Origin of the sequence: Bacillus sp. AFS041924, assembly GCF_002577195.1 — a bacterium.
GTDB lineage: Bacteria > Bacillota > Bacilli > Bacillales > Bacillaceae_G > Gottfriedia.
Genome location: NZ_NULG01000007.1, coordinates 203,900 through 226,415, shown reverse-complemented (window position 1 = coordinate 226,415; position 22,516 = coordinate 203,900). Strand labels below are relative to the sequence as shown.

Here is a 22,516-nt window from a genome sequence, read left to right as displayed (position 1 = left end):
TCCGTCCCCCTCCACCATTTTTATAGGGGCATAGTTTAACGGTAGAATAGAGGTCTCCAAAACCTTTGGTGTGGGTTCGATTCCTACTGCCCCTGCCAAATAATTTAATAATGGCGGTCGTGGCGAAGTGGTTAACGCATCGGATTGTGGTTCCGACACTCGTGGGTTCGATTCCCATCGGTCGCCCCATATAAATTATTGTAACGATTACTCAAGTGAGTAATATAATTTATAGTGAATTGAATATAGTATATAAAGTTCTTAATTAATGGGCTATAGCCAAGCGGTAAGGCAACGGATTTTGATTCCGTCATGCCCTGGTTCGAATCCAGGTAGCCCAGCCATTTATGCGGAAGTAGTTCAGTGGTAGAATACAACCTTGCCAAGGTTGGGGTCGCGGGTTCGAGCCCCGTCTTCCGCTCCAAAGTATGGCGGTATAGCCAAGTGGTAAGGCAGAGGTCTGCAAAACCTTTATCATCGGTTCAAATCCGGTTACCGCCTTTTATTTTACTTCTGCCGGGGTGGTGGAATGGCAGACACACAGGACTTAAAATCCTGCGGGGGTTGACCCCGTGCCGGTTCGAGTCCGGCCCTCGGTATCAAAAAAACCTCTTACATTTGTAAGAGGTTTTTATTTTAAGATTTGAATGGACAATCTGTCCTTCATATATTATAATAATTTTATAACTTTTTGGCGGTGTGGTGGAATGGCAGACACGCCTGACTCAAAATCAGGTATCTTCACGGATGTGCAGGTTCAAGTCCTGTCACCGCTATATTAAAAACAAGAGAAAGTGTTTTGCAGAAATGCAGAACTCTTTTTTTGTTTGAAATTTGCAGGTTGAAGAAGCATGCAGATATAAACAATAGGCTTGTCAATTGTAATCAAGAAATTAGGCAGCGCCATCTTAATGTTCGCTGCCTATCTTTTCATTTTTATAAATTTAACTATGATTATCATTGCATTTTAACAAAATTTCGATTTTTCTTAGGCGTATACCAATCACGTTGTTTTGGTTTTCTTTTACTCGCTAATGCAACTACTAAGCCAGTTGTTGCTACTAGTAGGCTAGCTGCAGCTACTTTAAAAGTTAATTGTTTTGCATCCTTTAATTTCTCATTATTGTATCGATCAATTTCCTTGAGTGTATCCTGAGTAAAATCAATTCTGTCGTTTGTTGCTTCAATTAAACTACAGACACCTTCTAAACTCTCGACCAATGGAAGCTTTTCTTCTTTCATTAATGTCTCTGTCATCGTAACTCTCCTCCTATTTTTACCCTATAAAGAAGAATTCTAGGTGATAATTAGCTATACCTTTATTCAAATTTCTACAAATCTTTCAAAAACTTTTCTAAAGCACATTCATCAATTGCTGATAACATCTATCTTTTAGTTTCTACGCATTTCAATACCTTATAAACTGCTTTAAATTAGTTACTTTTCATATTTTTCCTGTTCTGAACTTCCACCTCACCAGCTTTTTCGACAAATTTTGATTTTATTCTTGAATTTGTGACATGTTTATGATAAATTATTTACAAGTTCATTAAAAAGCTACTAATTATGTATTATATTTTTATTAGTAGATTAGCACTTATAACTTGATAACAACGCAGTGTATTGATTCATTAGAAGAACGATACATTGCGTTTTTTTATATTTAAAAACTTATTATTAAAAGCTTTTATGTCATAATTAGATAAAGAACTAATTTTCTGACTAGAATAGAAATTGTAAATATACAGGTAGTTAGGTGATTCTTGTGAATATTAAAGAATTTCAAAAAGAATTGATATCATATAGTAAGGAAATTGGCATCGATAAGATTGGTTTTACGACTGCTGATCCTTTTTTAACTTTAAAAAATCGTTTATATAATCAACAGCAATTAAATTATCAATCAGGCTTTGAAACAAAGGATATTGAAAGAAGAGCGGACGCTAGAAAAATAATGACGGAAGCAAATTCAATTATTGCAATTGCTTTAGCTTATCCATCTAAGTTAAAAAATCCTCCAAAAAGTTCGAAAGGATCTACAAGGGGTATATTTTGTAGGGCTTCGTGGGGAGAAGATTACCATGTGGTTGTTAAAAAGAAGCTACTTCAACTTGAGTCATTTATTTTATTACATTATCCTAATGCATTGGTCCAGTCGATGGTTGATACGGGTGAGTTAGTAGATCGAGCTGTAGCAGAGCGAGCGGGTATAGGTTGGAGCGCTAAAAATTGTTCAATTATTACGCCTGAATTCGGTTCTTATGTGTATTTAGGAGAAATGATTACCTCATTACCTTTTGAGCCAGATTCGCCGATTGAGGATCAATGTGGAGAATGTACAAAGTGCTTGGATGTTTGTCCTACTAGTGCTATTGTTTCACCAGGCCAATTAAATGCGAAAAATTGTATTGCATTTTTAACTCAATCAAAAGAAATGATTCCTGTGGAGTTTCGAAAAGAGATCGGAAATCGTATTTATGGTTGTGATACGTGTCAGACAGTCTGTCCTAAAAATAAAGGGATTAATTTTAACCATCATTCTGAGATGGAGCCTGATCCAGAAACAGTAAAGCCTTTATTGCGTTCAGTATTAAAGCTGAGTAATAGAGAATTTAAGAGCCAATTCGGTCAAATGTCTGGGTCATGGAGAGGGAAGAATCCAATTCAGCGAAATGCTATTATTGCTTTAGCTCATTTTAAAGATGAAACAGCACTGGATGATTTAAAGCAATTAGCAAAAAAAGATGCTAGACCAGTAATAAGAGGTACAGCTATTTGGGCTATTTCAGAAATAGAAGGAAAGAGCGGTGTGCCGTTTATAGAAGATTGTCTACAAACAGAGGAAGATGAATTGGTGTTAGAAGAAATAAATGCTGTTCTTTCAAAGTAATCATTAATGAGTGGTATAATCTCCTATTTTTCAACATCGTATAGTATTAGAATAAATGTTGAAAAGGGGGATTATCTTGATTAATCGCGACCTTTTAGAACGTTATTTAAAAGAAAGATTACAGCTTTATTTTGGGGAAGGAGAACGAAGTCAACTTATTCAAGAAAAAGAATATGAGGCAATTCAACGTAAAGTGGAGTTGTATCATAAACGGAATATATCATTAGTAAAGGTATATGGAAATCTTGAGGTAAACAATAGTTGGAGTGAAAGGGATGTAACGTATATAAATTATACTTTGCATACTCGATTTTTTTTAAAACAAACCGATTTATATTTTGAAGAAAATCAAGAAGCAAGACAAGTGGCAATCGGAAATGAAGAGATTTTATATGACATAGCATTCCCTATTGATACTCATGTTGAAAGCTTTGACATAGAAGAAGATGATTTAGGTGAAAATGAAACATTCGATCGAAATAATCTATATAACCGATTTAATGCTGTTAAATATGCTGAAACCTGGTGGGATGGCCATAATAAAGAATATCCATTATATGCGAATGATTGTACGAATTTTATATCGCAGTGTTTAAGGGCTGGTGGACTGAAAATGATTGGAATGCCCAAACCAGGAGTAGGTTGGTGGTATAAAAACCATTCTAATAGTAGCTACAGCTGGAGGGTTGCACACGCGTTAAGAAGATTTTTACCCATGCCTAAAAATGGAATTAAAGCAGAAGAAGTGCCCTCCCAAATGCATCTGTCATTAGGGGATATCATCTTATATGACTTTGAGGGTGATGGAGTTTGGAATCACTGTACAATCGTTGTTGCTAAGGATGAAAATGGTGAACCATTAGTGAATGCACACACTGTAAACAGTCGTAAAAGATATTGGTCATATTATGACTCGTCTGCTTTTACTGAGAATATAAAGTATAAGTTTTTTCATATAATTGATGGCTTTTCTAACCCTCCGATGGAATAATACCTTATTAATAACGATTTTGGTATAATATAAAGCATTGAAACATATAGAGGTGAAAGAGATGGGAATACACGTTGTATTATATCAACCACAAATTCCAGCAAATACAGGGAATATTGCACGTACTTGTGCAGGAACAGATACAAGTTTGCATTTAATTCGTCCATTAGGGTTTTCAACTGATGATAAAATGTTAAAAAGAGCTGGACTTGATTATTGGGAGCATGTAGATATTCATTATCATGATTCATTAGATGATTTATTTGATAAGTATAAAGATGGAAAGTTTTATTTTATTACTAAATTTGGCGAAAAAACTTATTCTAATTTTGACTATACAAATTTAGATGAAGAAATTTTCTTTGTTTTTGGTAGAGAAACAACTGGGCTACCAAAAGAATTAATTGAAAAAAATATAGATACTTGCTTACGTATTCCGATGACAGATCATATTAGATCACTAAATTTATCTAATACTGCTGCCATTTTAATTTACGAAGCTTTGCGTCAGCAAGATTTTCGTGAATTGTTAAAGGTAAAGGATTATTCGAAATAATAAATAAAAGTCACCTTATAAGGGTGATTTTTTTTATTTAAAGATTGGACGTTTTAGTAAAAATAAAAAAGATGCTTCCATTAATACGGTCTATAATAAATTAAGAGCCGTTATAAGAAGCATCTTTTGAAATATTATCGGTTTTTCAGTCCAGGTCTGTCATTATAGCCGCCTGTGAAAATTGCTGCTATGAATGATGCTGTAACTAATAAAATTAATACTAGTCTCATCAGTATGTATCCTCCCAATTGAAAAATTCCCAATACCCTAAACTTATTATACAAAAAAAACATAGAATTATGAAAGTAAATTTATGAGAAATAAGTTTTGATAAAATATATTTTCCTGAACAAAGATATCATGAGTACGGACATCCTTGCATATCCTTTAATAATCTCTCTTACAGATGAGAAGAAGGAGGTACTTGTCCATGGATATTTTAAAGAAACTTGAGCAGCATCGGGACATGGAACAAAGACTGAAATGGGAAGGCACTTTTGCTGAGTATCTTGAAATGTTAAAAGAAGAGCCATTGGTTGCACAAACTGCACATTCTAGAATTTATAATATGATTAAAGACGCAGGTATTGAAGAAGTGAATGGTAAAAAAACCTACAGTTTCTTTAATAACAACCTATATGGATTAGAAGAAGCTTTAGAGAGACTCGTGGAAGAATACTTCCATCCCGCTGCCAAGAGATTAGATGTAAAAAAACGTATTTTATTATTAATGGGTCCTGTAAGTGGTGGTAAATCTACACTAGTAACGATGTTAAAGAGAGGCTTAGAATCTTATTCAAGGTCTGATCAAGGCGCAATCTACGCAATTAAAGGTTGCCCAATGCATGAAGACCCATTACACTTAATTCCTAACCATTTGAGAGACGATTTTTTCACTGAATATGGAGTTCGAATTGAAGGAAATCTTTCACCTTTAAATTTAATGAGACTTGAACAAGAGTTTGGTGGAAGAATTGAAGATGTTATGGTAGAGAGAATATTCTTGTCAGAGGATCGCCGAGTTGGAATAGGTACATTCAGTCCATCTGATCCTAAATCTCAAGATATTGCAGACTTAACAGGAAGTATTGATTTTTCCACAATTGCTCAATTTGGATCAGAATCTGATCCACGTGCTTATCGATTTGATGGTGAATTGAATAAAGCAAACCGTGGAATGATGGAATTCCAAGAGATGTTAAAATGTGATGAAAAGTTTTTATGGCACCTATTATCCCTGACGCAAGAAGGTAACTTTAAGGCAGGGCGTTTTGCATTGATTTCTGCGGATGAATTAATTATTGCACATACGAATGAAACAGAGTACAGATCTTTTATTAATAATAAGAAGAATGAGGCACTTCATTCACGTATTATTGTAATGCCAATTCCGTATAATTTAAGAGTAAGTGAAGAAGAGAGAATTTATCAAAAAATGATCTCTGAAAGTGATGTTTCAAATGTTCATATTGCTCCACATACATTACGTGTTGCAGCAATGTTTACAATTCTTACTCGTTTAAAAGAACCAAAACGAGGAGATATTGATTTAGTGAAGAAGATGCGTCTTTATGATGGCGAAATGGTAGAGGGCTACAACACTGTTGATTTAGAAGAACTGAAGAAAGAATATTTAGATGAAGGTATGCATGGTATCGATCCACGCTATGTAATTAACCGTATTTCATCTACAATTATTCGAAAAGAAATTCCTTCAATTAATGCGTTAGATGTTTTACGATCATTAAAAGATGGATTGGATCAGCACCCTTCAATTTCGAACGAAGATCGTGAAAGATATATGAACTTCATATCAATAGCGAGAAAAGAATACGATGATATTGCAAAACAAGAAGTTCAAAAAGCATTTGTTTATTCATATGAAGAGTCTGCTAAAACGCTTATGGATAACTATCTTGATAATGTAGAAGCATATTGCAATAAGAATAAACTACGAGATCCGTTAACTGGAGAAGAAATGAATCCAGATGAAAAGCTAATGCGTTCTATAGAGGAACAGATTGGAATTTCTGAAAATGCGAAAAAAGCATTCCGTGAAGAAATCTTGATTCGAATCTCTGCATATGCACGGAAAGGAAAACGTTTTGATTACAATTCACATGAAAGATTAAAAGAAGCAATCCAAAAGAAACTTTTTTCGGATCTGAAGGATGTTGTGAAGATTACGACGTCCACAAAAACGCCTGACGAGCGTCAATTAAAGAAAATCAATGACGTTGTTAGCCGATTAGTAGATGAATATGGATATAATTCAACTTCCGCGAATGAATTATTACGTTATGTAGGCTCTTTACTAAATCGATAAATTGTTTAAGCGGCTATCTAATTAGGTAGCCGTTTTCTTTTGTATTTAATAACGTTTATCCTATAATGATGATAACGAATAATAGAAGGGTGAGCTAGCATATATGAAAAGAATTCAAATAGCTGAAGGACTAGAGTTTTCACAAATTATTCACGGGTTATGGCGTTTAGCTGAATGGAAAATGACATCAGAACAATTAGTAACTTTTATAGAAGAGTGTATTGATTTAGGAATTACAACTTTTGATCATGCCGATATTTATGGTGGGTATACTTGTGAAGAAATTTTTGGCAAAGCTTTAGCATTAAAACCAGAGCTTCGTGAGAAAATTCAAATCGTTACAAAATGTGGAATTAAGTTAAAGTCATCAAAATTCCCGGAACTTAAAATGAATCATTATGATACTAGTAAAGAACATATCCTAATGAGTGTTAATAATTCTTTGCAAAATCTACAAACAGATTATATCGATTTACTTTTAATACATAGACCAAATCCTTTTATGAATCCTAAGAAAATTGCTGAGGCGTTTAATCAGCTTCATTCAGAAGGGAAAGTGCGCCATTTTGGTGTATCAAACTTTTTACCATCTCAATTTAATGCATTACAAGCATATCTTGATATGCCTTTAGTTACGAATCAAATTGAAGTTTCACCTATGCAATTAGAGCATTTTGAAAAAGGAACAATTGATTTGTTACTTGAAAAAGATATTGCCCCAATGATCTGGTCCCCATTAGCAGGCGGTCAAATCTTTACAAGTCAGTCTGAAACAGCGGTACGTGTGCGTGCGATGCTTGAAGAGATTTCAAGTGAAATTGGTGCAAATTCAATTGATGAAGTATTGTATGCATGGCTATTAGCTCATCCTGCTAAAATGATGCCTATCGTAGGTTCTGGAAAAATTGAACGTGTTAAAACAGCTGTTGAGTCTACAAAATTAAGTATGACAGCTGAACAATGGCTGCGAATCTATGTAGCTGGTATGGGACATAATTTGCCATAAAAAAAATAAGTGGAGAACTATTTTTAGTTTTCCACTTATTTTTTTGTTTTTTTTTAGCTCAAGATTATGTAATTTTTCTGACAAAAGTTGATTAAAATTTTTATATAAATATATTTAATTTTAGGGGCTCGTCCTATTTTCTGAAAAAATGGGTGCAAAATTTAGAAGAAACATTGTCAATTATTGTGTCCTTCTGCATATGATAGAGTAATCCATAAAAAAGGGTAGAAAATCACCTACCGAATTAGTTTATGCAATTGTGTATTATTGTGTGACGATTTTTTTATTTTTACAATAAATCAAAACAAGTAAGGGAGGGAAAGAAAATGAGTAATGAAAATATTGAACATGAACAAAAGCATAATTTTACCATTTCACAGGAAGACTGGACCCTCCATCGTAAAGGACACGATGACCAACAGCGCCACCAAGAGAAGGTACAAGAGGCGATAAAAAAGAATTTAGCAGATTTGATAACAGAAGAAAGCATCATAATGTCAAACGGGCGGGATGTAGTAAAAATCCCAATTCGGTCACTAGATGAATATAAGATTAGATACAACTATGATAAAAATAAACACGTTGGTCAGGGTACTGGAGACAGTAAAGTTGGCGATGTAGTGGCAAGAGATGGATCACAAGGAGGCCAGCCGCAAAAAGGTGCTGGTAAAGGGCAAGGCGCAGGCAAAGAATCAGGTGAAGATTATTATGAGGCAGAGGTTTCACTAATGGAATTAGAGGAAGCTCTTTTTAGTCAGTTAGAATTACCTGATTTAAAAAGAAAAGAACAAGATTTAAATACTGTAGAAAACATTGAATTTAATGATATTAGAAAAACCGGTTTAATGGGTAATATTGATAAGAAACGTACGATGATGTCAGCGTTCAAACGTAACGCTATGAGTGGTACTCCTTCATTCTATCCAATATCTCCAGAAGACTTAAAGTTCCGCACATGGAATGAAATAAGAAAACCAGAATCTAAAGCCGTCGTACTCGCAATGATGGATACGAGCGGAAGTATGGGCTTATGGGAAAAGTATATGGCACGTAGCTTCTTCTTTTGGATGACTAGATTTTTAAGAACAAAGTATGAATCAGTGGATATCGAATTTATAGCACATCATACAGAAGCAAAAGTTGTTACAGAAGAAGAGTTTTTCACAAAAGGAGAAAGTGGAGGAACAATCTGTTCATCTGCTTATCGAAAAGCTTTAGAAGTAATTGAATTCAAATACTCTCCGGAAAGATATAATATTTATCCATTCCACTTCTCTGATGGAGATAATTTAACATCTGACAATGCTCGCTGTGTAAAATTAGTTCAAGAATTAATGAAAGTTAGCAATATGTTCGGATACGGAGAAGTAAACCAATACAATCGACACTCTACTCTAATGTCCGCATATAAAAACATTAATGATGAAAAATTCCGCTATTACATCCTTAAACAAAAATCAGATGTATTCCATTCAATGAAGAGCTTTTTTAAACAGGAGCATGAGAAAGCAGCGAAATAATCGCTGGATAATTGGCTTTAATAAAGTGCAAGTTGAATAGTAAGTGAAACCAGAAAAGCCCGGCAGAGGGTTTTTCTGGTTTTCTGTTGTAAATGGTTAGAAATAGATCATTTACTAAAGATGTTTCTTATTCAACATAATGGCAGATTAGTACAATAAGAAATTAGGGTTTTTATGTGTCTTTTGATTGATTAATTTTTTTGGACTAAATGATAAAATAAATTTCAACTTACAAATAGACATAGGAGAAATAAACTTACTATGAATATCGGATTGGGAATTGTTATTTTTATGGGTTCTTTTATTCTTTTAGTTACAACTCTAATTCAAGTATTTAAACAAAGGAAAAAACCTTATTTTTTAGCTGTTTTAACTTTACTAGGTTTTAATATTTCTATACTTTTATTAAGTGGTATTTATGACCCATATGCAAATAATCATAATATACAATAAAGAGTAATAATTTATTTAAATGGAATTGGACTTCAAAAAGAATAATAATTGAATTATAATATTGGATGATATATTAAAAGATAGAATATGTTTTTTATGGGGGAGTCTGTCACTAGGGGATTATTATGCCTTTGGGACAGGCTTTTTTGTTTTGATTTCATCTCATTGCACTTCCTTAGTTGCCAAGAGTTTAGATTAGAACATTATAAAAGTTTTGGGGGAGAAGGATATGGAACATTTAGAACATGGATATAATTGGAGATATTATGCAACCATTGTAGTCTTTTTACTTGCATATGCTTTTATTATAACTGAAAAAATGAATAGAGCGTTAATTGCATTATTAGGAGCGGGCATAATAGTTGGTATAGGGGCTGTTGATTTGCGTTCGGCATTAACGACTCATATTGAATGGGAAACGATTATGCTTTTAATTGGCATGATGATCATAGTTTATATTACAAGTAAGTCTGGACTATTTGAATATATAGCTATAAAGACTGCTCAATTCTCAAAAGGTAAACCAATACAAATATTAATTTCATTGTCATTATTAACAGCAATTTGTTCAGCATTTCTTGACAATGTAACTACGATCTTATTAATCGTTCCAATTACATTATCTATTACAAGGATTTTAAAAGTTGATCCAAGACCATTTTTAATCCTTGAAGTGATCTATTCCAATATAGGAGGAACAGCGACGTTGATTGGTGATCCACCTAATATTATGATTGGTTCAGCTAATAAACATTTAACGTTTAATTCTTTTTTAATGAATTTAGCACCTATTATTGCAATAATTGTTATAGCAACAACAATCATTATTTATTTTATTTATCGAAAAAGGTTAGTAACAACATCAGAGCAAATTAAAATATTGATGTCAATCAATGAAAAAGACTATATTAAAGATAAGACTCTATTAATAAAATCACTCGTTGTTCTGGGAATTACTTTATTAGGATTTATTCTTCACTCAATTTTACATTTAGATGCAGCCCTTGTCGCTATGTTAGGCGCTACAATTTTAATGATTATTGGTGTGAAAGAACGTGATCTAGAGGAGATATTTGCGAATATAGAATGGGTTACTATCTTTTTCTTTGCCGGTTTATTTGTACTTGTAGGTGGGTTAGTAGATATTGGTTTAATCGGTACATTAGCAAAAAAGGTATTAGAATTAACAAATGGTAATATTCAGATAGCGGCACCTTTAATATTATGGGTTTCAGGAATTGCCTCAGCTATAATCGATAATATACCTTTTGTAGCAACTATGATACCTTTGATTCAAGATTTATCGGTAGGAATGGGGCTTTCTCCAGATGCTCCTCAAGTTGAAGTATTATGGTGGTCTCTTGCATTAGGTGCTTGCCTTGGCGGAAATGGAACATTAATAGGAGCTTCTGCAAATGTTGTAGCAGCGGGAATAGCATCAAGAGAAGGGCATAAGTTTGGATATTGGGATTTCTTGAAGATTGGTCTTCCGATCACATTATTTTCACTTCTCTTATCTAACGTATATTTATATGTTAAATTTCTAATATAATTCTGTGACTTTTAAAATAACTGTTTTAGTTAAAAGGCAAACTTTTATTAGTTTGTCTTTTTTTTATACTGTTTTTCGTTTAATTACTTTTGAATTCAGATATGTTATTTCAACTTAGAATGCAAATGTATAACGGTACTTTTAAACCTCATAATAATAATTTGAATTTTTTTAATAGTATTACTTTTTTATATTGGTTGTAATTTTCAGATTATTATAATAAGATAACTTTATGTAGAAGTGAGGAATCGTGTCTACGTAATTTGGGGTGTATTCTCTTAATGAGAATGTTATCCATTAATAGTTTTTCTACATCATTGTAAAACGGAGGAATGTCATGGATACGCAAGTACTTATATCGATTTCTATTTACTTTATTTTTATGTTAGCTATTGGTGTATACGCTTATAAAAAATCAACTAATAGTCTATCCGAGTATATGCTAGGTGACCGTGGACTTGGACCAGCAGTTACTGCACTTTCAGCTGGGGCAGCTGATATGAGTGGTTGGATGTTGATGGGATTACCTGGAGCAATGTATGCGACTGGGATTTCTTCTGTATGGATTGCTATTGGACTTACGGTTGGGGCATATTTAAACTATTTACTACTAGCGCCTAGATTAAGAGTTTTTACAGAGGTTGCAGACAATTCAATTACAATCCCAAATTACTTTGAAAAAAGGTTCCAAGATACAAGTAGAATTTTAAGAATCGCTTCAGCAATAGTTATTATTATTTTCTTTACACTGTATTGCTCAGCTGGACTTGTATCTGGGGGTACATTATTTGAATCCGCTTTCGGAATTGATTATAAAATTGGGCTATTTGTAACGGCAGGTGTTGTAATTGCTTATACATTATTCGGTGGCTTCTTGGCTGTTAGTTTAACAGATTTTGTACAAGGCTTAATTATGTTTATCGCTCTTATAATGGTTCCTTTAGTGGCATTTACAAATATGGGTGGTGTAAAACCAGTATTTGATGAGATACAAAATATTGATCCAAAATTATTAAATATCTTCACGGGAACTTCCGTCGTTGGAATTGTTTCATTACTTGCTTGGGGATTAGGGTATTTTGGACAACCACATATTATTGTACGCTTTATGGCAATTTCAACTGTAAAAGAATTAAAACCAGCTCGACGAATTGGTATGAGTTGGATGCTTTTTACAATCGTAGGTGCGGCACTTACAGGGCTTGTAGGAATCGCTTATATATCTGTTAACAATTTAACGTTAAAAGATCCGGAAACAATCTTTATCTTTTTCGCAAATACTTTATTTCATCCCTTAATTACGGGCTTCTTGTTATCTGCTATTTTGGCAGCAATTATGAGTACGATTTCTTCACAGCTATTAGTAACATCAAGTGCATTAACTGAAGATTTATATCGAATTTTTGGTAAAAGAGACATTACTGAAAAAGAGCTTGTTCGTGTTGGACGTTTATCTGTTTTAATCGTTGCAGTTGTATCGCTTCTATTGTCATTAAAACCAAGTGATACGATTCTAAACCTTGTAGGTAATGCTTGGGCCGGCTTCGGAGCTGCATTTGGACCAGCAATTTTATTAAGTTTATTCTGGAAACGAATGACTCGTTGGGGAGCACTTGCAGGTATGATTGTAGGGGCATTAACGGTTATTATTTGGATTAGTGTAGATGTTATTAAACAAACGATTAATCTATACGAAATGGTACCAGGCTTCTTTTTTAGTTTAGTAGCTGTTATCGTTGTTAGTTTGATAACTTCAAATAAAAATCAAAAAATAGAAGAACAATATGAAGAAATGAAAAAAAGACTGGCATAGAAAGTATTTCTTATATATAGATGAATTTGTTAGTAGAATAGTAAGTTCATATGTAATGTAAAACAGAGAAACTAGAATGATGGTTTTTCTGTTTTTTTTAATGCAAGTACAAGTTTAAAATAATTTGCTCGATAAAAATTAAATAATAGATTCAATTCAATATGCTTACCTTCATAAGAAATTAATATTGGTAATCATCAAAAAAACATACCGAGACCAAGACAAATATAAGAATCTGTTTATTATGAAGAATAATAAAGAATTTTGTTCTGTTTATTTCAATAAAAAAAGGAGGAGGTAATCCAAGTAGGATTTGAATTCTATTTTCAATTCTTTACAGGAATAACCGCTTGAATTAATATGAATTGATCATCTTATAAGGGGATATCCTCAACATCTTAATGGGTTTTTAGAAAAATAAATTTATGATGAAAAATTCCGCTACTATATCCTTAAACAAAAATCAGATGTATTCCATTCAATGAAGAGCTTCTTTAAACAGGAGCATGAGAAAGCAGCGAAATAATCGCTAGATAATTGACTTAAATGAATTGTGAGTAGAATAAGTAAGTGAAACCAGAAAAGCCCAGTAAAGGATTTTTCTGGTTTTTTGTCGTAAAAGTATAGTATTTAATCGATCGTTAAAAATACATCAGTAAAATGAAAAGTTTTGAGAAGAAGGGAGATTGTATCAATAATCGTTAATTTAACGATATTTTCTTGTTGAGCTAGTTCTCTCAAGACAAAAACACTTATTCAACTTTTTATTTAAAATAGACCTTTTTTACATTTGGCATCATATTTGTCCAGTTGTGACTGTGGATTTTACTTCTTTTTCTGGCATTGTTAAGAAAATAACTGCGATGACGATACATATACCACCTAGTAATTGGTATACTCCGAAAGATTCATTTAGCCAAGTAATAGAAACAATAGTTGCTACCAGTGGTTCAATACTAGATAAAATACTAGTCTCTGTTGCTGATAAATATTTTAGGCTACCGATGTAGAGAAGAAAAGAAAGTGTACCAATTATAATAATAAAAATCAGCATAGAGAATGTTGACAGCGTAAAGGCTTGTGAAAATTGTTTCCATTCAAAAGAATGATTGTAAATAAATAATGCAATACCTCCAATTAGCATACCCCAGCCAATAATAAGAGTCGTCCCCCATTGTTGAATAAGGGAAGTAGGGTGAAGTGTATAGAAGGTAAAACCAATAGCTGTTAACAGTCCGAATAAAATAGTTTCCTTAGACATGACAATATTATGGGCTGATCCATTTGTAATAATAAAATATGTGCCTATTAGTGCAGAGAAAATTGCTAGCACTTGCATAGTAGAAGGCAGTTTTTTATTCTGTATTGCAACATAAACAGTAATGAGAACTGGCCCTAAAAATTGGAATAGTGTAGCGGTCACAGCGTTGCTAATATGAACCGTTTCAATAAAAGCATATTGTGCGCCAAGCATCCCGAGAATAGAGAAAATGATAAGGTGTAATAGATGACTTGGTTGTTGCCAAATTCGAAATATATTTTGTTTTTTTGTAAGTAAGAAACATAAAATAAAGACTCCCGCAAGTAAGAGGCGAATTACTAAATAGTCGATAGAAGTTATTGTCGTACGTTGAAAAAACCACTGAATTAATGGACCTGATAATCCCCATAAAGTAGCTCCTGTAAGAATCATAAGTAGTCCAAGACGTCTTTTGTTTTGCATGATCATGATGCTCCTTTCAAAAATTGATTTTATTCGATTTACATGATAAAAAGAATTATATATAACCTCTGGTACTGTATAAAGTATCAATAATCCGTTTTGTGAAGGGGTCAGATTTTATGTTAGAGTTAACACCAAGTTTGAATATTGAGTCAAAAATACCGTTGTATGTACAGTTATATGAGTATATAAAAGAAGAAATAAGAAGTGGAAAAATCCCTCCAATGACGAAGCTTCCAGCAAAAAGAAAGTTTGCAATGTATTTAGAGGTGAGTAAAAATACAGTTGAATCGGCATATGAACAACTTCTAGCAGAAGGGTATATTGAATCAGTTTCACGTAAGGGGTATTTTGTATGTGAAATTGAGCAAATGATGCTAACAGAGAAAAAAAGAGAATTGGTAAAGGAAGTATTTTACGGAGAACAGATATATAAATATGATTTTACACAAACGGGTGTAGATCCAAAGACATTTCCATTCGCCGTCTATCGGAAAATTTCGAATGAAGTATGGCAACAGGAAAATAAGGACCTTCTACTTCTTGGTCATCCTCAAGGTGAATCCAACTTGCGTGAAGAGATTGCGAAATATTTATATGAGTCAAGAGGTGTTAGATGTTCATCGAGTCAAATTGTAATAGGAGCCGGAACACAATTTTTAATAAGAATCTTGTTTCAGTTACTAAAGGGGAGGCATTTTGCAGTTGAAAATCCAGGGTATCATCGAAAGTTGGTTGTTTTTGAGAAGGGAGAAGAAAATGTTCAAATGATCCCACTTGATGGTGATGGGATCTGTATTGCGGCTTTAGAAGCTAGCAATGCGAAAGTTATTTTCGTTACCCCGTCTCACCAATTTCCTTGTGGAATGATTATGCCAATTAAAAGAAGAGGACAACTATTACAATGGGCACAAGAGGAGAATGGACGTTATATTATTGAAGATGATTATGACAGTGAATTTCGTTACTCTGGAAAACCGATTCCAGCATTGCAGGGGCTTGATACAGAGGGAAACGTAATTTACATGGGAACATTTTCGAAAGCTTTACTCCCATCATTACGAATGAGTTATATGGTGTTGCCAAAACAGCTAATTAAATTGTATCATTCACAATATTTATTCTACACACAAAGTGTTTCAAGAATTGATCAAGAAATCATTAGAAGATTTTTAAACGAAGGACATTGGGAAAAACATATTCATAAAATGCGAGTTGTATACAGAAAAAAGAGAGATGTACTTGTTTCGGCGATAGAAAGGTACTTTTCTAATAAAGTGGAAGTGATAGGAGAAGATTCTGGCTTACATATTTTATTAAAGGTTCACAATGGAATGTTAGAAGAAGAGTTAATAAAAAGAGCGGCTGAAAATAGTATTAAAGTATATCCAGTCTCAATGTATTATAACAAAGGGAATAATCAAAAAAATACAGTGTTACTTGGATTTGCTATTTTATCAGAGGCTGAGATTGAAGAGGCAATTCGCTTGTTATATAATTCATGGTTCAAAATCTAACATGATCGTAAAATTATTCTCGTTTACTTTAGATCTGTTTAAATTCTACATGCCACAAAAAAGTCTGTAATTATAGATACAGGCTTTTTATTGTGTTCCATAATTGAATACGAAAAAATCAGTCGTATCAAAGGGTATATCCTAAACAAGTAAACCAATACAATCGAAACCCTACTCTAATGGCTGCATATAAAATATAAATGAAGAGAAATTTCGCTATTATATTCTAAAGCAAAAGTTAGATGTGTTCCATTATATGAAGAGCTTTTTTAAGCAGGAGCATGAGAAGGCAGCGAAATAGAGAGCGGGTATGGAGAATTAAATAGCGTGCGAAATAAGTAGAAAATGACAAACCAGACAATCTGTTTGAAGGCTTTTCTGGCTTTTTGTCTTAAATATTTAGAGTTTAAATACTAACGTAGTCAGTGGTTTGTAGAAATAATTGGGAATAAAATAGGGAGAATCTCTTATTCTGGGGAGATAATTGAATATGGCATCCCTAAACCAAATGCACGCCCCCATGCTATTGCTGTTGGAAAAGAATTTGATTTATGGTCTACTGAATGGGGTGCAAATAAAATAGGAAGATTGACAAGAGACCGTGCAATTGTGGAATACACAATTAAAACACCTAATGCAGAACCTCACGGAATTGTATGTGACAAGGATGGAGCCGTATGGTTCGCATTAGAGTGTAACAAAATCGGAAAATTAACCTTGTTATAAAATGAGGTATGTAGTTAGATTGTTAAATATATTAAAATGAAAACTGAATTGGGAACTCACATATGCCTATATATTATGTGAAATCCCTTATTTTTTATTAGGTCTTTATTCCACAGAACAGAGTATAATTGTATTTTTGAGTTAAGCTACCTTAAACCGCTATAAATTCAACTGAAGGAATTTCTTCGAGTTGTAACCTTTAAACATGAAAATAACCTCATTTTATTTATATAAATATATATCGATTCTATCATTTTCATTTAAGGTCGCTAGTAATATTTCATTAATTGAAACATTATATTTATTTTTTAATTCTTCTATTAGCCAATTTGGATCTTTGTTGATCTTAGTAAGAATTTCTTGTTCAATCGTTCCATCTTTAATAATTGGTTGGTTAAAATGAAATGTTTTGTCTTTTAATTGAAGATCTTCTCTTGTCGGGTTCTCGTATTTCGGATATAAAAACGTAGAAATAAAACCACCTGCTTCCCAACAAGCTAACGCAACCTTTTTCGGATCATCAATTTTTTCTTTTCTTAACTCTGAAAGTAATTCATCAATGGTAATACGTGCTTTTTTTAAATTTTTATATTGTATGATTCCATTAGTAATAAGATGCAATGGATGAGGATTCACATAATGCTTGAATTTATTTGAACTAAAAGTTAAATAATTACAAATTAAATATAAGAGAACTAAAACACCGATAGAAATAAAGGAATCCGTTAACGATAATTCTTCATCAGATAATGGATGGGCGATAATATTTCCTAAGATGAGCACGATAACAAAATCCAGTAATCTCATTTGCGAAATTGTTCTTTGACCTAATATTTTCACACTAATTAACATAAAAATAAATCCAACTGTTGCTCTCAACACCCAGTCAAAAAAAGTTAAAGAATGATCACTAAATAAAAAAGACAATTTACTACCTCCGATATATTTATCAACTTTAGTATCAGAATAATTCAGCAAACTATACTAGATAATAAATTGAATATCTATTAGAAAGCATTTGGAAGAATAACATAAATTTAATGCTTGCTCTTACTGCATATATGTCCTATCGCTAACAGGTAAGTCCCTTGAAATAGTAGATATCATTTCTACTATTTCTATCCATTTTTTGTACTATAGATGTCCTCATATACAACAGCAACAATTTTGGAACTTTTTGAACGAATGCTTTAGTTGAAGAACACGAGTTGCTTAAATGCGGCTTTTTTTATTGTAGTAAATGGCAGATTAGTTCAATAAGTTTAGTTATTAGAATTAATTAAAATTCCCCCAAGTTTTTATATGATGATACATTTAATTTAGTCTAAATGATACTTGCTTCTATGTTTTTTTGGTTTTCGACATATCAAAAATTAGAATTTATTTAGTTTTACAAGTATCCAAGCATAAAATTCCCCCGATTTACTGGAAATGATTGTAGCGTTATATTAAGAAGTAGTTATTAAAAATACTCCCAAATTTCTTAAGCCATTAAAAAGGAGAAATAGATGATGATTTTTTTTATTCAACTTATCATTTTTGGTTTAATCGTATGTATTCTTTCTGCTATTCCAAAATCATTTACAAAAACACCTAAAAACCAATTAAGAGTAGTGACTCTTACAGGAATTGGAGTTTCTTTACTAATTTTTTTATTCTCAACAAAACAAAATTTGGTTCAGCTTTTTCCCATTTTCTTTATATGTTCTGTATGTTTAGGAACATTTATCAGAACGTTTAAACAGCCAAGTAAAAGTTGAATAAAATCCTTATGTAACTATAGATTAATAGGGAGACTAAAAATATGTTTCATTTCATCTACTCAATTGGGAATGATTTTTTTTATATTAAGACGATTTGTATAGCAACATCTTATACAACTACCATGGGAGTACGATAAGTAAATTTTCTATTTAAATGGTAGTGTATAAAAAGCATGTTTATACAGATAAGGTAAAACAAATATGAAATGTTAGAGGTTAATATTATGAATCAATCAATTCCTTGGTATTTGCGAAATAAGGTTATTACTACTATTTGTTTTATAGTTCCACCAATTGCTTTTATAATTATTGTGACTAATAAAAACAAATTAAGTCATGAAAAGTACATCGAACACTTAACAGTGGCTACTTTTATATTAAGTCTATGGATGTTAAAATTTTTACCAGGTTTATTAGATACTGCTATTATTTTCACATTATTGATAGGCTATTACATTCGCAAATTTATTAAAAATAAAAAATAAACAACTTATCGATAAAAAAACCTTATACAACTACCATGGGAGTACGATATAAACTTCCATTCACTGTTGTGAATCTGAGGATTCATGAATGGCTAATGCTAGCTTTAGTTGAACAACTTCTTCGGCTGTATAGTCGATTTTTTATGCAACTTAATGTCAGGTTAATTGCATAGGAAGTTTAAATTACATACCAAAGTACCTAGATTTTATTCAAACATATTTAATATGATATTAAATATATCTATTATAAGGAACTTTTCAAATGCAACCTTCAGAGTCTACTACATATTTTTCAGCTATATCTGCTTATCTACCTATTCTAATTGTTGCGACATTATTTTAAATAATAGGATTTTTTAATATATTTCATTAAGCAAAAAGCAAACCAATTAAATAAATTACTTATTTTGATTATGTAGATGTGTATTTCGTTTTTGATGACGTAGAGATACACTTAAATAGGTATAAAAATATCGCTAGATTGATGATAGCATAGGATTATTCCACAGTAGCTCAATGGAAGAGCAACCGCCTAATGGGTGAAAACGTATGTAGGTTCGAGTCCTACCTGTGGGTCCAATAATAAAAATATAAAAATTAAAACTCCTGGAGGAAGAAACACATGATCGTAGGTAAAGGCGCAGTACGTGAAGTATGTAATGAAATTGACAAGGTGGTTCGTGAGATTGACCAAATTACTCAATCAAAAATCGATAGGGTATCAGATAAAATCGACGCTGAATTAAATTCTTGTGGACGTGAATTAACAAACGCTTCAGACACATTAACTCAAATCAAACCATTAGTTGACCGCTTAGTTCAACAAGTTGGTGGTAACGCACCAGACCATGTACAAGTATTAGTTGGTTCTATCTGTACAGAAATTATGTCAAAAGTAACAAGCACAACAAGTAATATTTTAGAAGTTCAAAAGAATATCAAAGATGTAGACCGTTATACAGATGAAATTGACCGCTTAACAGATGAAATCGATGATTTAACAAACAAGATTGATTCAATCACTGACAAGTATCAAAAGTAATCTAATTTCTGGGGAGAATCGTACATGAGTAATTACAATCCAAATACTAATTCACCAAATTATATGAGCTCTGATTGGGGCAAGTCTAATACAAAAATGACGGCTTATCATATCGACGCAATTTCTGATAAAGCCAAATTTGCAATCGAAATGTTAGAATCTGCATTGCGCGGGTTCGATACAATCGAAAAAGAAATTATGGATGCTTCTAATGCAACAAATCCGATCAGTCGTGAAGGGTTGCGTGCATTTGCTTTCCGCATTGATACTCATCAAAATCAAGTGGCAGACGGATTAAAACGATTAAAGCAAATGATGGATGATATTGATAAGTCAACAGATCAAATTCAAAATCAACGTACATCCTGGTAATGTACATTAAGGCAGTGGCTAGTCCTCTGCTTTTTCGGGGAAGTACTCAAGAGACTAATGTGTATACGGAATTAGTTGAAAATTGGGTAGTATCCAATATAAATACTGCTTTGGTTATTGTACTTTCCTGCTAATTAGAATAATAAAAAGGCTGTTAAAAAGGGGAGCGACTCGCTCCCCTTTATAGTTTTTCTAAGTTGAAATTTTTTGAGATTTAATGTGGTTTCATTTAGTTTGTTTTTTAGTAAATTAAGACATAATTCCTTTAGTGAGAGAAGTTTGGTCCACTTGATTAAGTTATGTATGATGGCGTTCTTCAAAATTTGTCGTTTCCCAGTTCCCTATACTAAAGGGTTATGTATTGATACAGTAAACGGGATGACTATTCGCTTTCCAAAAAGAAGAAAAACAATCTGTTGAAACAATCAAATATATATATTCTGAATCCAAAAAAGCTTTAAACAAGATTTATCCTAAACTAAAATATGAGAAAATATCTATTTTTGTGTATCACGATTAAAAGCAATTAAACCAACACTCGACGTTTGAAGAATTAGATGGTTTCTATTATCCACAAAATCAATCCATTCATTTAATTGGCGAAAACGCTTCTTCAAGAAACACTCTTGAGTCGATTTTCACACATGAATATGCCCACTACCGAACAGACCAATATGTAAAACAACAAGCCGTTTCCAATCGACCCGTACCAACATGGTTCTATAACCCGGTAGACAAATACAGCGAATTTAAAGAAAAGAAGTAAACCAACTTATTTGGTTGAATATAATGATTGAAATTGAACTAATTGGGGAGACGATGTAGTGAGCGAAATAGATAAACGAAATAGATTAAGTGAAGAACCATTTACCTATCAAACAACGAAAAAAGGGACGGTAGTAATCTATTACAAAGGTAAACAAATTAAAATTATTAAGGATAGTGAAGCTGAGCGATTTATAGAAAGAATCAATGAAGTTGAAGATAATATATTAGAAGAACAATTATTGCTAGCTAAAATTACGGGTAACTTTAAACGTGGTAATGAGAAAATAGGTAAAAATAAAAGAAAGTAAACAAAGTCTTTATTTTAGAAGGAGAATAGCTAAGAGACAAAAACAGTATCAGAGGAAATATAAGAAAAAGAATTAGTTTTGGTGGAAGTAGTTAATAATGCGAAGGAGTGTTAAATGTGGAAACAAAAGAAATGATATTACAACACATTGAACAAATAGATGAAGAATTACGAAAAAAACTTGGTAATAGTATCATTGCTGAATTATTAAAAGCTAAATCTACGGCATTATTATCATTAGCAACATTAGAAGGTAAATGAATAATACAAAGATTATATGTAATATAAGTGAAGCTACTTATATAACTAACATGGGAGTTGAATATCTATAACTCTTTTTTTTATGAAAAGTAATGACCTTTTCAACTATCTCGTTAGTCGAACAAGGTAAAGGCGATGCCTTCAAAAAGCATCGCCATCTGTTAAGCCCTATGTTTAAGTTCTAATTTTTTACTTATTGTGACTTTTTTGAGCTTTTAATGCTATTTTTTCAAGTCCATTTTCTCCTGCAAATTCTGCATCTGCTTTTGTTGGTAGAGCATTTTTATTTTTCTTTAATTGATTATTCTTATTTTTACCCATTTTTTCACCACCCTCGTAGTTAAAATTTGTTATTCCTATAAAGGATGCCACCTATTACTAAACACCAAATAAAAAGATTTCGAAGTGCATTTTTTCGTTATCGGCACCCACGATTTTAGTTTGC

20 protein-coding genes, 8 tRNA genes and 2 pseudogenes are annotated in these 22,516 nt (G+C 32.5%); 26 read left to right on the top strand and 4 right to left on the bottom strand.

What is annotated here, in order from left to right:
• Nucleotides 1-24: 24 nt before the first annotated feature.
• The 7 genes from COC46_RS03140 to COC46_RS03110 all read left to right on the top strand — a co-directional run bounded on the left by COC46_RS03140 (nt 25) and on the right by COC46_RS03110 (nt 776).
• Nucleotides 25-98 (top strand) — tRNA-Trp (locus tag COC46_RS03140).
• Nucleotides 99-113: 15 nt separating this feature from the next.
• Nucleotides 114-189, top strand: a tRNA-His gene (locus tag COC46_RS03135).
• Nucleotides 190-269: 80 nt separating this feature from the next.
• Nucleotides 270-344, top strand: a tRNA-Gln gene (locus tag COC46_RS03130).
• A gap of 5 nt (nt 345-349) precedes the next feature.
• Nucleotides 350-424: transfer RNA gene (locus COC46_RS03125), tRNA-Gly, on the top strand.
• Nucleotides 425-430: 6 nt separating this feature from the next.
• Nucleotides 431-501, top strand: a tRNA-Cys gene (locus tag COC46_RS03120).
• 14 nt (nt 502-515) lie between these two features.
• Nucleotides 516-599: transfer RNA gene (locus COC46_RS03115), tRNA-Leu, on the top strand.
• A gap of 94 nt (nt 600-693) precedes the next feature.
• A tRNA-Leu gene (locus COC46_RS03110) sits at nt 694-776 on the top strand.
• Between the two features lie 181 nt (nt 777-957).
• Here COC46_RS03110 and COC46_RS03105 read toward each other — a convergent pair.
• A complete protein-coding gene (locus COC46_RS03105; RefSeq protein ID WP_098808307.1) occupies nt 958-1,257 on the bottom strand; it encodes a hypothetical protein in 300 nt (99 codons plus the stop codon).
• 508 nt (nt 1,258-1,765) lie between these two features.
• Between COC46_RS03105 and queG the strand changes: the two genes are divergently transcribed.
• The 9 genes from queG (at nt 1,766) to putP (ending at nt 13,107) form a co-directional block, all read left to right on the top strand.
• Nucleotides 1,766-2,890: a tRNA epoxyqueuosine(34) reductase QueG gene (gene queG / locus COC46_RS03100; protein ID WP_098808306.1), complete on the top strand. Its 1,125-nt coding sequence runs from the start codon at nt 1,766-1,768 to the stop codon at nt 2,888-2,890.
• Between the two features lie 76 nt (nt 2,891-2,966).
• Nucleotides 2,967-3,881, top strand: coding sequence for an amidase domain-containing protein (locus COC46_RS03095; protein WP_176545040.1), 915 nt, complete (start codon nt 2,967-2,969; stop codon nt 3,879-3,881).
• 61 nt (nt 3,882-3,942) lie between these two features.
• Nucleotides 3,943-4,437, top strand: a complete 495-nt coding sequence (trmL, locus tag COC46_RS03090) for a tRNA (uridine(34)/cytosine(34)/5-carboxymethylaminomethyluridine(34)-2'-O)-methyltransferase TrmL (protein WP_098808304.1) — start codon at nt 3,943-3,945, stop codon at nt 4,435-4,437.
• A gap of 430 nt (nt 4,438-4,867) precedes the next feature.
• Nucleotides 4,868-6,763 carry a PrkA family serine protein kinase gene (locus COC46_RS03085; RefSeq protein WP_098808303.1) on the top strand — a complete coding sequence of 632 codons (1,896 nt, stop codon included), beginning with the start codon at nt 4,868-4,870 and terminating at the stop codon, nt 6,761-6,763.
• A 103-nt stretch (nt 6,764-6,866) separates the two neighbouring features.
• Complete coding sequence (locus COC46_RS03080) at nt 6,867-7,769, top strand: aldo/keto reductase (RefSeq protein ID WP_098808302.1); 903 nt, start codon at nt 6,867-6,869, stop codon at nt 7,767-7,769.
• Nucleotides 7,770-8,095: 326 nt separating this feature from the next.
• Nucleotides 8,096-9,289, top strand: a complete 1,194-nt coding sequence (yhbH, locus tag COC46_RS03075; RefSeq protein ID WP_098808301.1) for a sporulation protein YhbH — start codon at nt 8,096-8,098, stop codon at nt 9,287-9,289.
• A 261-nt stretch (nt 9,290-9,550) separates the two neighbouring features.
• Nucleotides 9,551-9,742 carry a hypothetical protein gene (locus tag COC46_RS03070; protein ID WP_098808300.1) on the top strand — a complete coding sequence of 64 codons (192 nt, stop codon included), beginning with the start codon at nt 9,551-9,553 and terminating at the stop codon, nt 9,740-9,742.
• Between the two features lie 229 nt (nt 9,743-9,971).
• On the top strand, nt 9,972-11,294 hold the full coding sequence (locus COC46_RS03065; RefSeq protein WP_098808299.1) for an ArsB/NhaD family transporter: 1,323 nt from the start codon (nt 9,972-9,974) through the stop codon (nt 11,292-11,294).
• 337 nt (nt 11,295-11,631) lie between these two features.
• Nucleotides 11,632-13,107, top strand: a complete 1,476-nt coding sequence (putP, locus tag COC46_RS03060) for a sodium/proline symporter PutP (RefSeq protein ID WP_098808298.1) — start codon at nt 11,632-11,634, stop codon at nt 13,105-13,107.
• A 796-nt stretch (nt 13,108-13,903) separates the two neighbouring features.
• On the opposite strand, the gene COC46_RS03055 is transcribed toward putP, so the two are convergent.
• A complete protein-coding gene (locus tag COC46_RS03055; RefSeq protein WP_098808297.1) occupies nt 13,904-14,830 on the bottom strand; it encodes a DMT family transporter in 927 nt (308 codons plus the stop codon).
• A 119-nt stretch (nt 14,831-14,949) separates the two neighbouring features.
• On the opposite strand from COC46_RS03055, the gene pdxR reads away from it, so the two are divergent.
• The 3 genes and pseudogenes from pdxR to COC46_RS22540 form a co-directional block, all read left to right on the top strand.
• A complete protein-coding gene (gene pdxR / locus COC46_RS03050) occupies nt 14,950-16,347 on the top strand; it encodes a MocR-like pyridoxine biosynthesis transcription factor PdxR (protein ID WP_098808296.1) in 1,398 nt (465 codons plus the stop codon).
• A 146-nt stretch (nt 16,348-16,493) separates the two neighbouring features.
• Nucleotides 16,494-16,648 (top strand): annotated as a pseudogene (locus COC46_RS22545) (sporulation protein YhbH); the annotation flags it as partial.
• A 125-nt stretch (nt 16,649-16,773) separates the two neighbouring features.
• Nucleotides 16,774-17,073 (top strand): annotated as a pseudogene (locus COC46_RS22540) (Vgb family protein); the annotation flags it as partial.
• A gap of 222 nt (nt 17,074-17,295) precedes the next feature.
• On the opposite strand, the gene COC46_RS03040 reads toward COC46_RS22540, so the two are convergent.
• Nucleotides 17,296-18,000 carry a DUF421 domain-containing protein gene (locus COC46_RS03040; protein WP_255294793.1) on the bottom strand — a complete coding sequence of 235 codons (705 nt, stop codon included), beginning with the start codon at nt 17,998-18,000 and terminating at the stop codon, nt 17,296-17,298.
• A gap of 581 nt (nt 18,001-18,581) precedes the next feature.
• Between COC46_RS03040 and COC46_RS03035 the strand changes: the two genes are divergently transcribed.
• The 7 genes from COC46_RS03035 (at nt 18,582) to COC46_RS22075 (ending at nt 22,071) form a co-directional block, all read left to right on the top strand.
• Nucleotides 18,582-18,833, top strand: a complete 252-nt coding sequence (locus tag COC46_RS03035; RefSeq protein WP_176545038.1) for a hypothetical protein — start codon at nt 18,582-18,584, stop codon at nt 18,831-18,833.
• Nucleotides 18,834-19,060: 227 nt separating this feature from the next.
• Nucleotides 19,061-19,321: a hypothetical protein gene (locus COC46_RS03030; RefSeq protein WP_098808294.1), complete on the top strand. Its 261-nt coding sequence runs from the start codon at nt 19,061-19,063 to the stop codon at nt 19,319-19,321.
• 502 nt (nt 19,322-19,823) lie between these two features.
• A tRNA-OTHER gene (locus tag COC46_RS03025) sits at nt 19,824-19,900 on the top strand.
• A gap of 43 nt (nt 19,901-19,943) precedes the next feature.
• A complete protein-coding gene (locus tag COC46_RS03020) occupies nt 19,944-20,363 on the top strand; it encodes a hypothetical protein (protein WP_098808293.1) in 420 nt (139 codons plus the stop codon).
• A gap of 24 nt (nt 20,364-20,387) precedes the next feature.
• A complete protein-coding gene (locus COC46_RS03015; protein WP_098808292.1) occupies nt 20,388-20,735 on the top strand; it encodes a hypothetical protein in 348 nt (115 codons plus the stop codon).
• Between the two features lie 824 nt (nt 20,736-21,559).
• Nucleotides 21,560-21,811, top strand: coding sequence for a hypothetical protein (locus COC46_RS03010; protein ID WP_098808291.1), 252 nt, complete (start codon nt 21,560-21,562; stop codon nt 21,809-21,811).
• A 116-nt stretch (nt 21,812-21,927) separates the two neighbouring features.
• The gene (locus tag COC46_RS22075; RefSeq protein WP_176545037.1) at nt 21,928-22,071 is read left to right on the top strand and encodes a hypothetical protein; all 144 of its coding nucleotides are present in this window, start codon (nt 21,928-21,930) and stop codon (nt 22,069-22,071) included.
• A 189-nt stretch (nt 22,072-22,260) separates the two neighbouring features.
• On the opposite strand, the gene COC46_RS22535 is transcribed toward COC46_RS22075, so the two are convergent.
• A complete protein-coding gene (locus tag COC46_RS22535) occupies nt 22,261-22,392 on the bottom strand; it encodes a hypothetical protein (RefSeq protein WP_255294792.1) in 132 nt (43 codons plus the stop codon).
• Between the last annotated feature and the right edge of the window lie 124 nt (nt 22,393-22,516).

What these genes read in the sequence shown, in the direction of transcription:
- pdxR (WP_098808296.1), top strand. Translation starts at nt 14,950, where the DNA reads ATGTTAGAGTTAACACCAAGTTTGAATATTGAGTCAAAAATACCGTTG.
- COC46_RS03015 (WP_098808292.1), top strand. Translation starts at nt 20,388, where the DNA reads ATGAGTAATTACAATCCAAATACTAATTCACCAAATTATATGAGCTCT.
- COC46_RS03085 (WP_098808303.1), top strand. Translation starts at nt 4,868, where the DNA reads ATGGATATTTTAAAGAAACTTGAGCAGCATCGGGACATGGAACAAAGA.
- COC46_RS03065 (WP_098808299.1), top strand. Translation starts at nt 9,972, where the DNA reads ATGGAACATTTAGAACATGGATATAATTGGAGATATTATGCAACCATT.
- putP (WP_098808298.1), top strand. Translation starts at nt 11,632, where the DNA reads ATGGATACGCAAGTACTTATATCGATTTCTATTTACTTTATTTTTATG.
- yhbH (WP_098808301.1), top strand. Translation starts at nt 8,096, where the DNA reads ATGAGTAATGAAAATATTGAACATGAACAAAAGCATAATTTTACCATT.
- COC46_RS03080 (WP_098808302.1), top strand. Translation starts at nt 6,867, where the DNA reads ATGAAAAGAATTCAAATAGCTGAAGGACTAGAGTTTTCACAAATTATT.
- COC46_RS03055 (WP_098808297.1), bottom strand. Translation starts at nt 14,830, where the DNA reads ATGCAAAACAAAAGACGTCTTGGACTACTTATGATTCTTACAGGAGCT.
- COC46_RS03020 (WP_098808293.1), top strand. Translation starts at nt 19,944, where the DNA reads ATGATCGTAGGTAAAGGCGCAGTACGTGAAGTATGTAATGAAATTGAC.
- COC46_RS03105 (WP_098808307.1), bottom strand. Translation starts at nt 1,257, where the DNA reads ATGACAGAGACATTAATGAAAGAAGAAAAGCTTCCATTGGTCGAGAGT.
- trmL (WP_098808304.1), top strand. Translation starts at nt 3,943, where the DNA reads ATGGGAATACACGTTGTATTATATCAACCACAAATTCCAGCAAATACA.
- COC46_RS03035 (WP_176545038.1), top strand. Translation starts at nt 18,582, where the DNA reads ATGATGATTTTTTTTATTCAACTTATCATTTTTGGTTTAATCGTATGT.
- COC46_RS22535 (WP_255294792.1), bottom strand. Translation starts at nt 22,392, where the DNA reads ATGGGTAAAAATAAGAATAATCAATTAAAGAAAAATAAAAATGCTCTA.
- COC46_RS03070 (WP_098808300.1), top strand. Translation starts at nt 9,551, where the DNA reads ATGAATATCGGATTGGGAATTGTTATTTTTATGGGTTCTTTTATTCTT.
- COC46_RS03030 (WP_098808294.1), top strand. Translation starts at nt 19,061, where the DNA reads ATGAATCAATCAATTCCTTGGTATTTGCGAAATAAGGTTATTACTACT.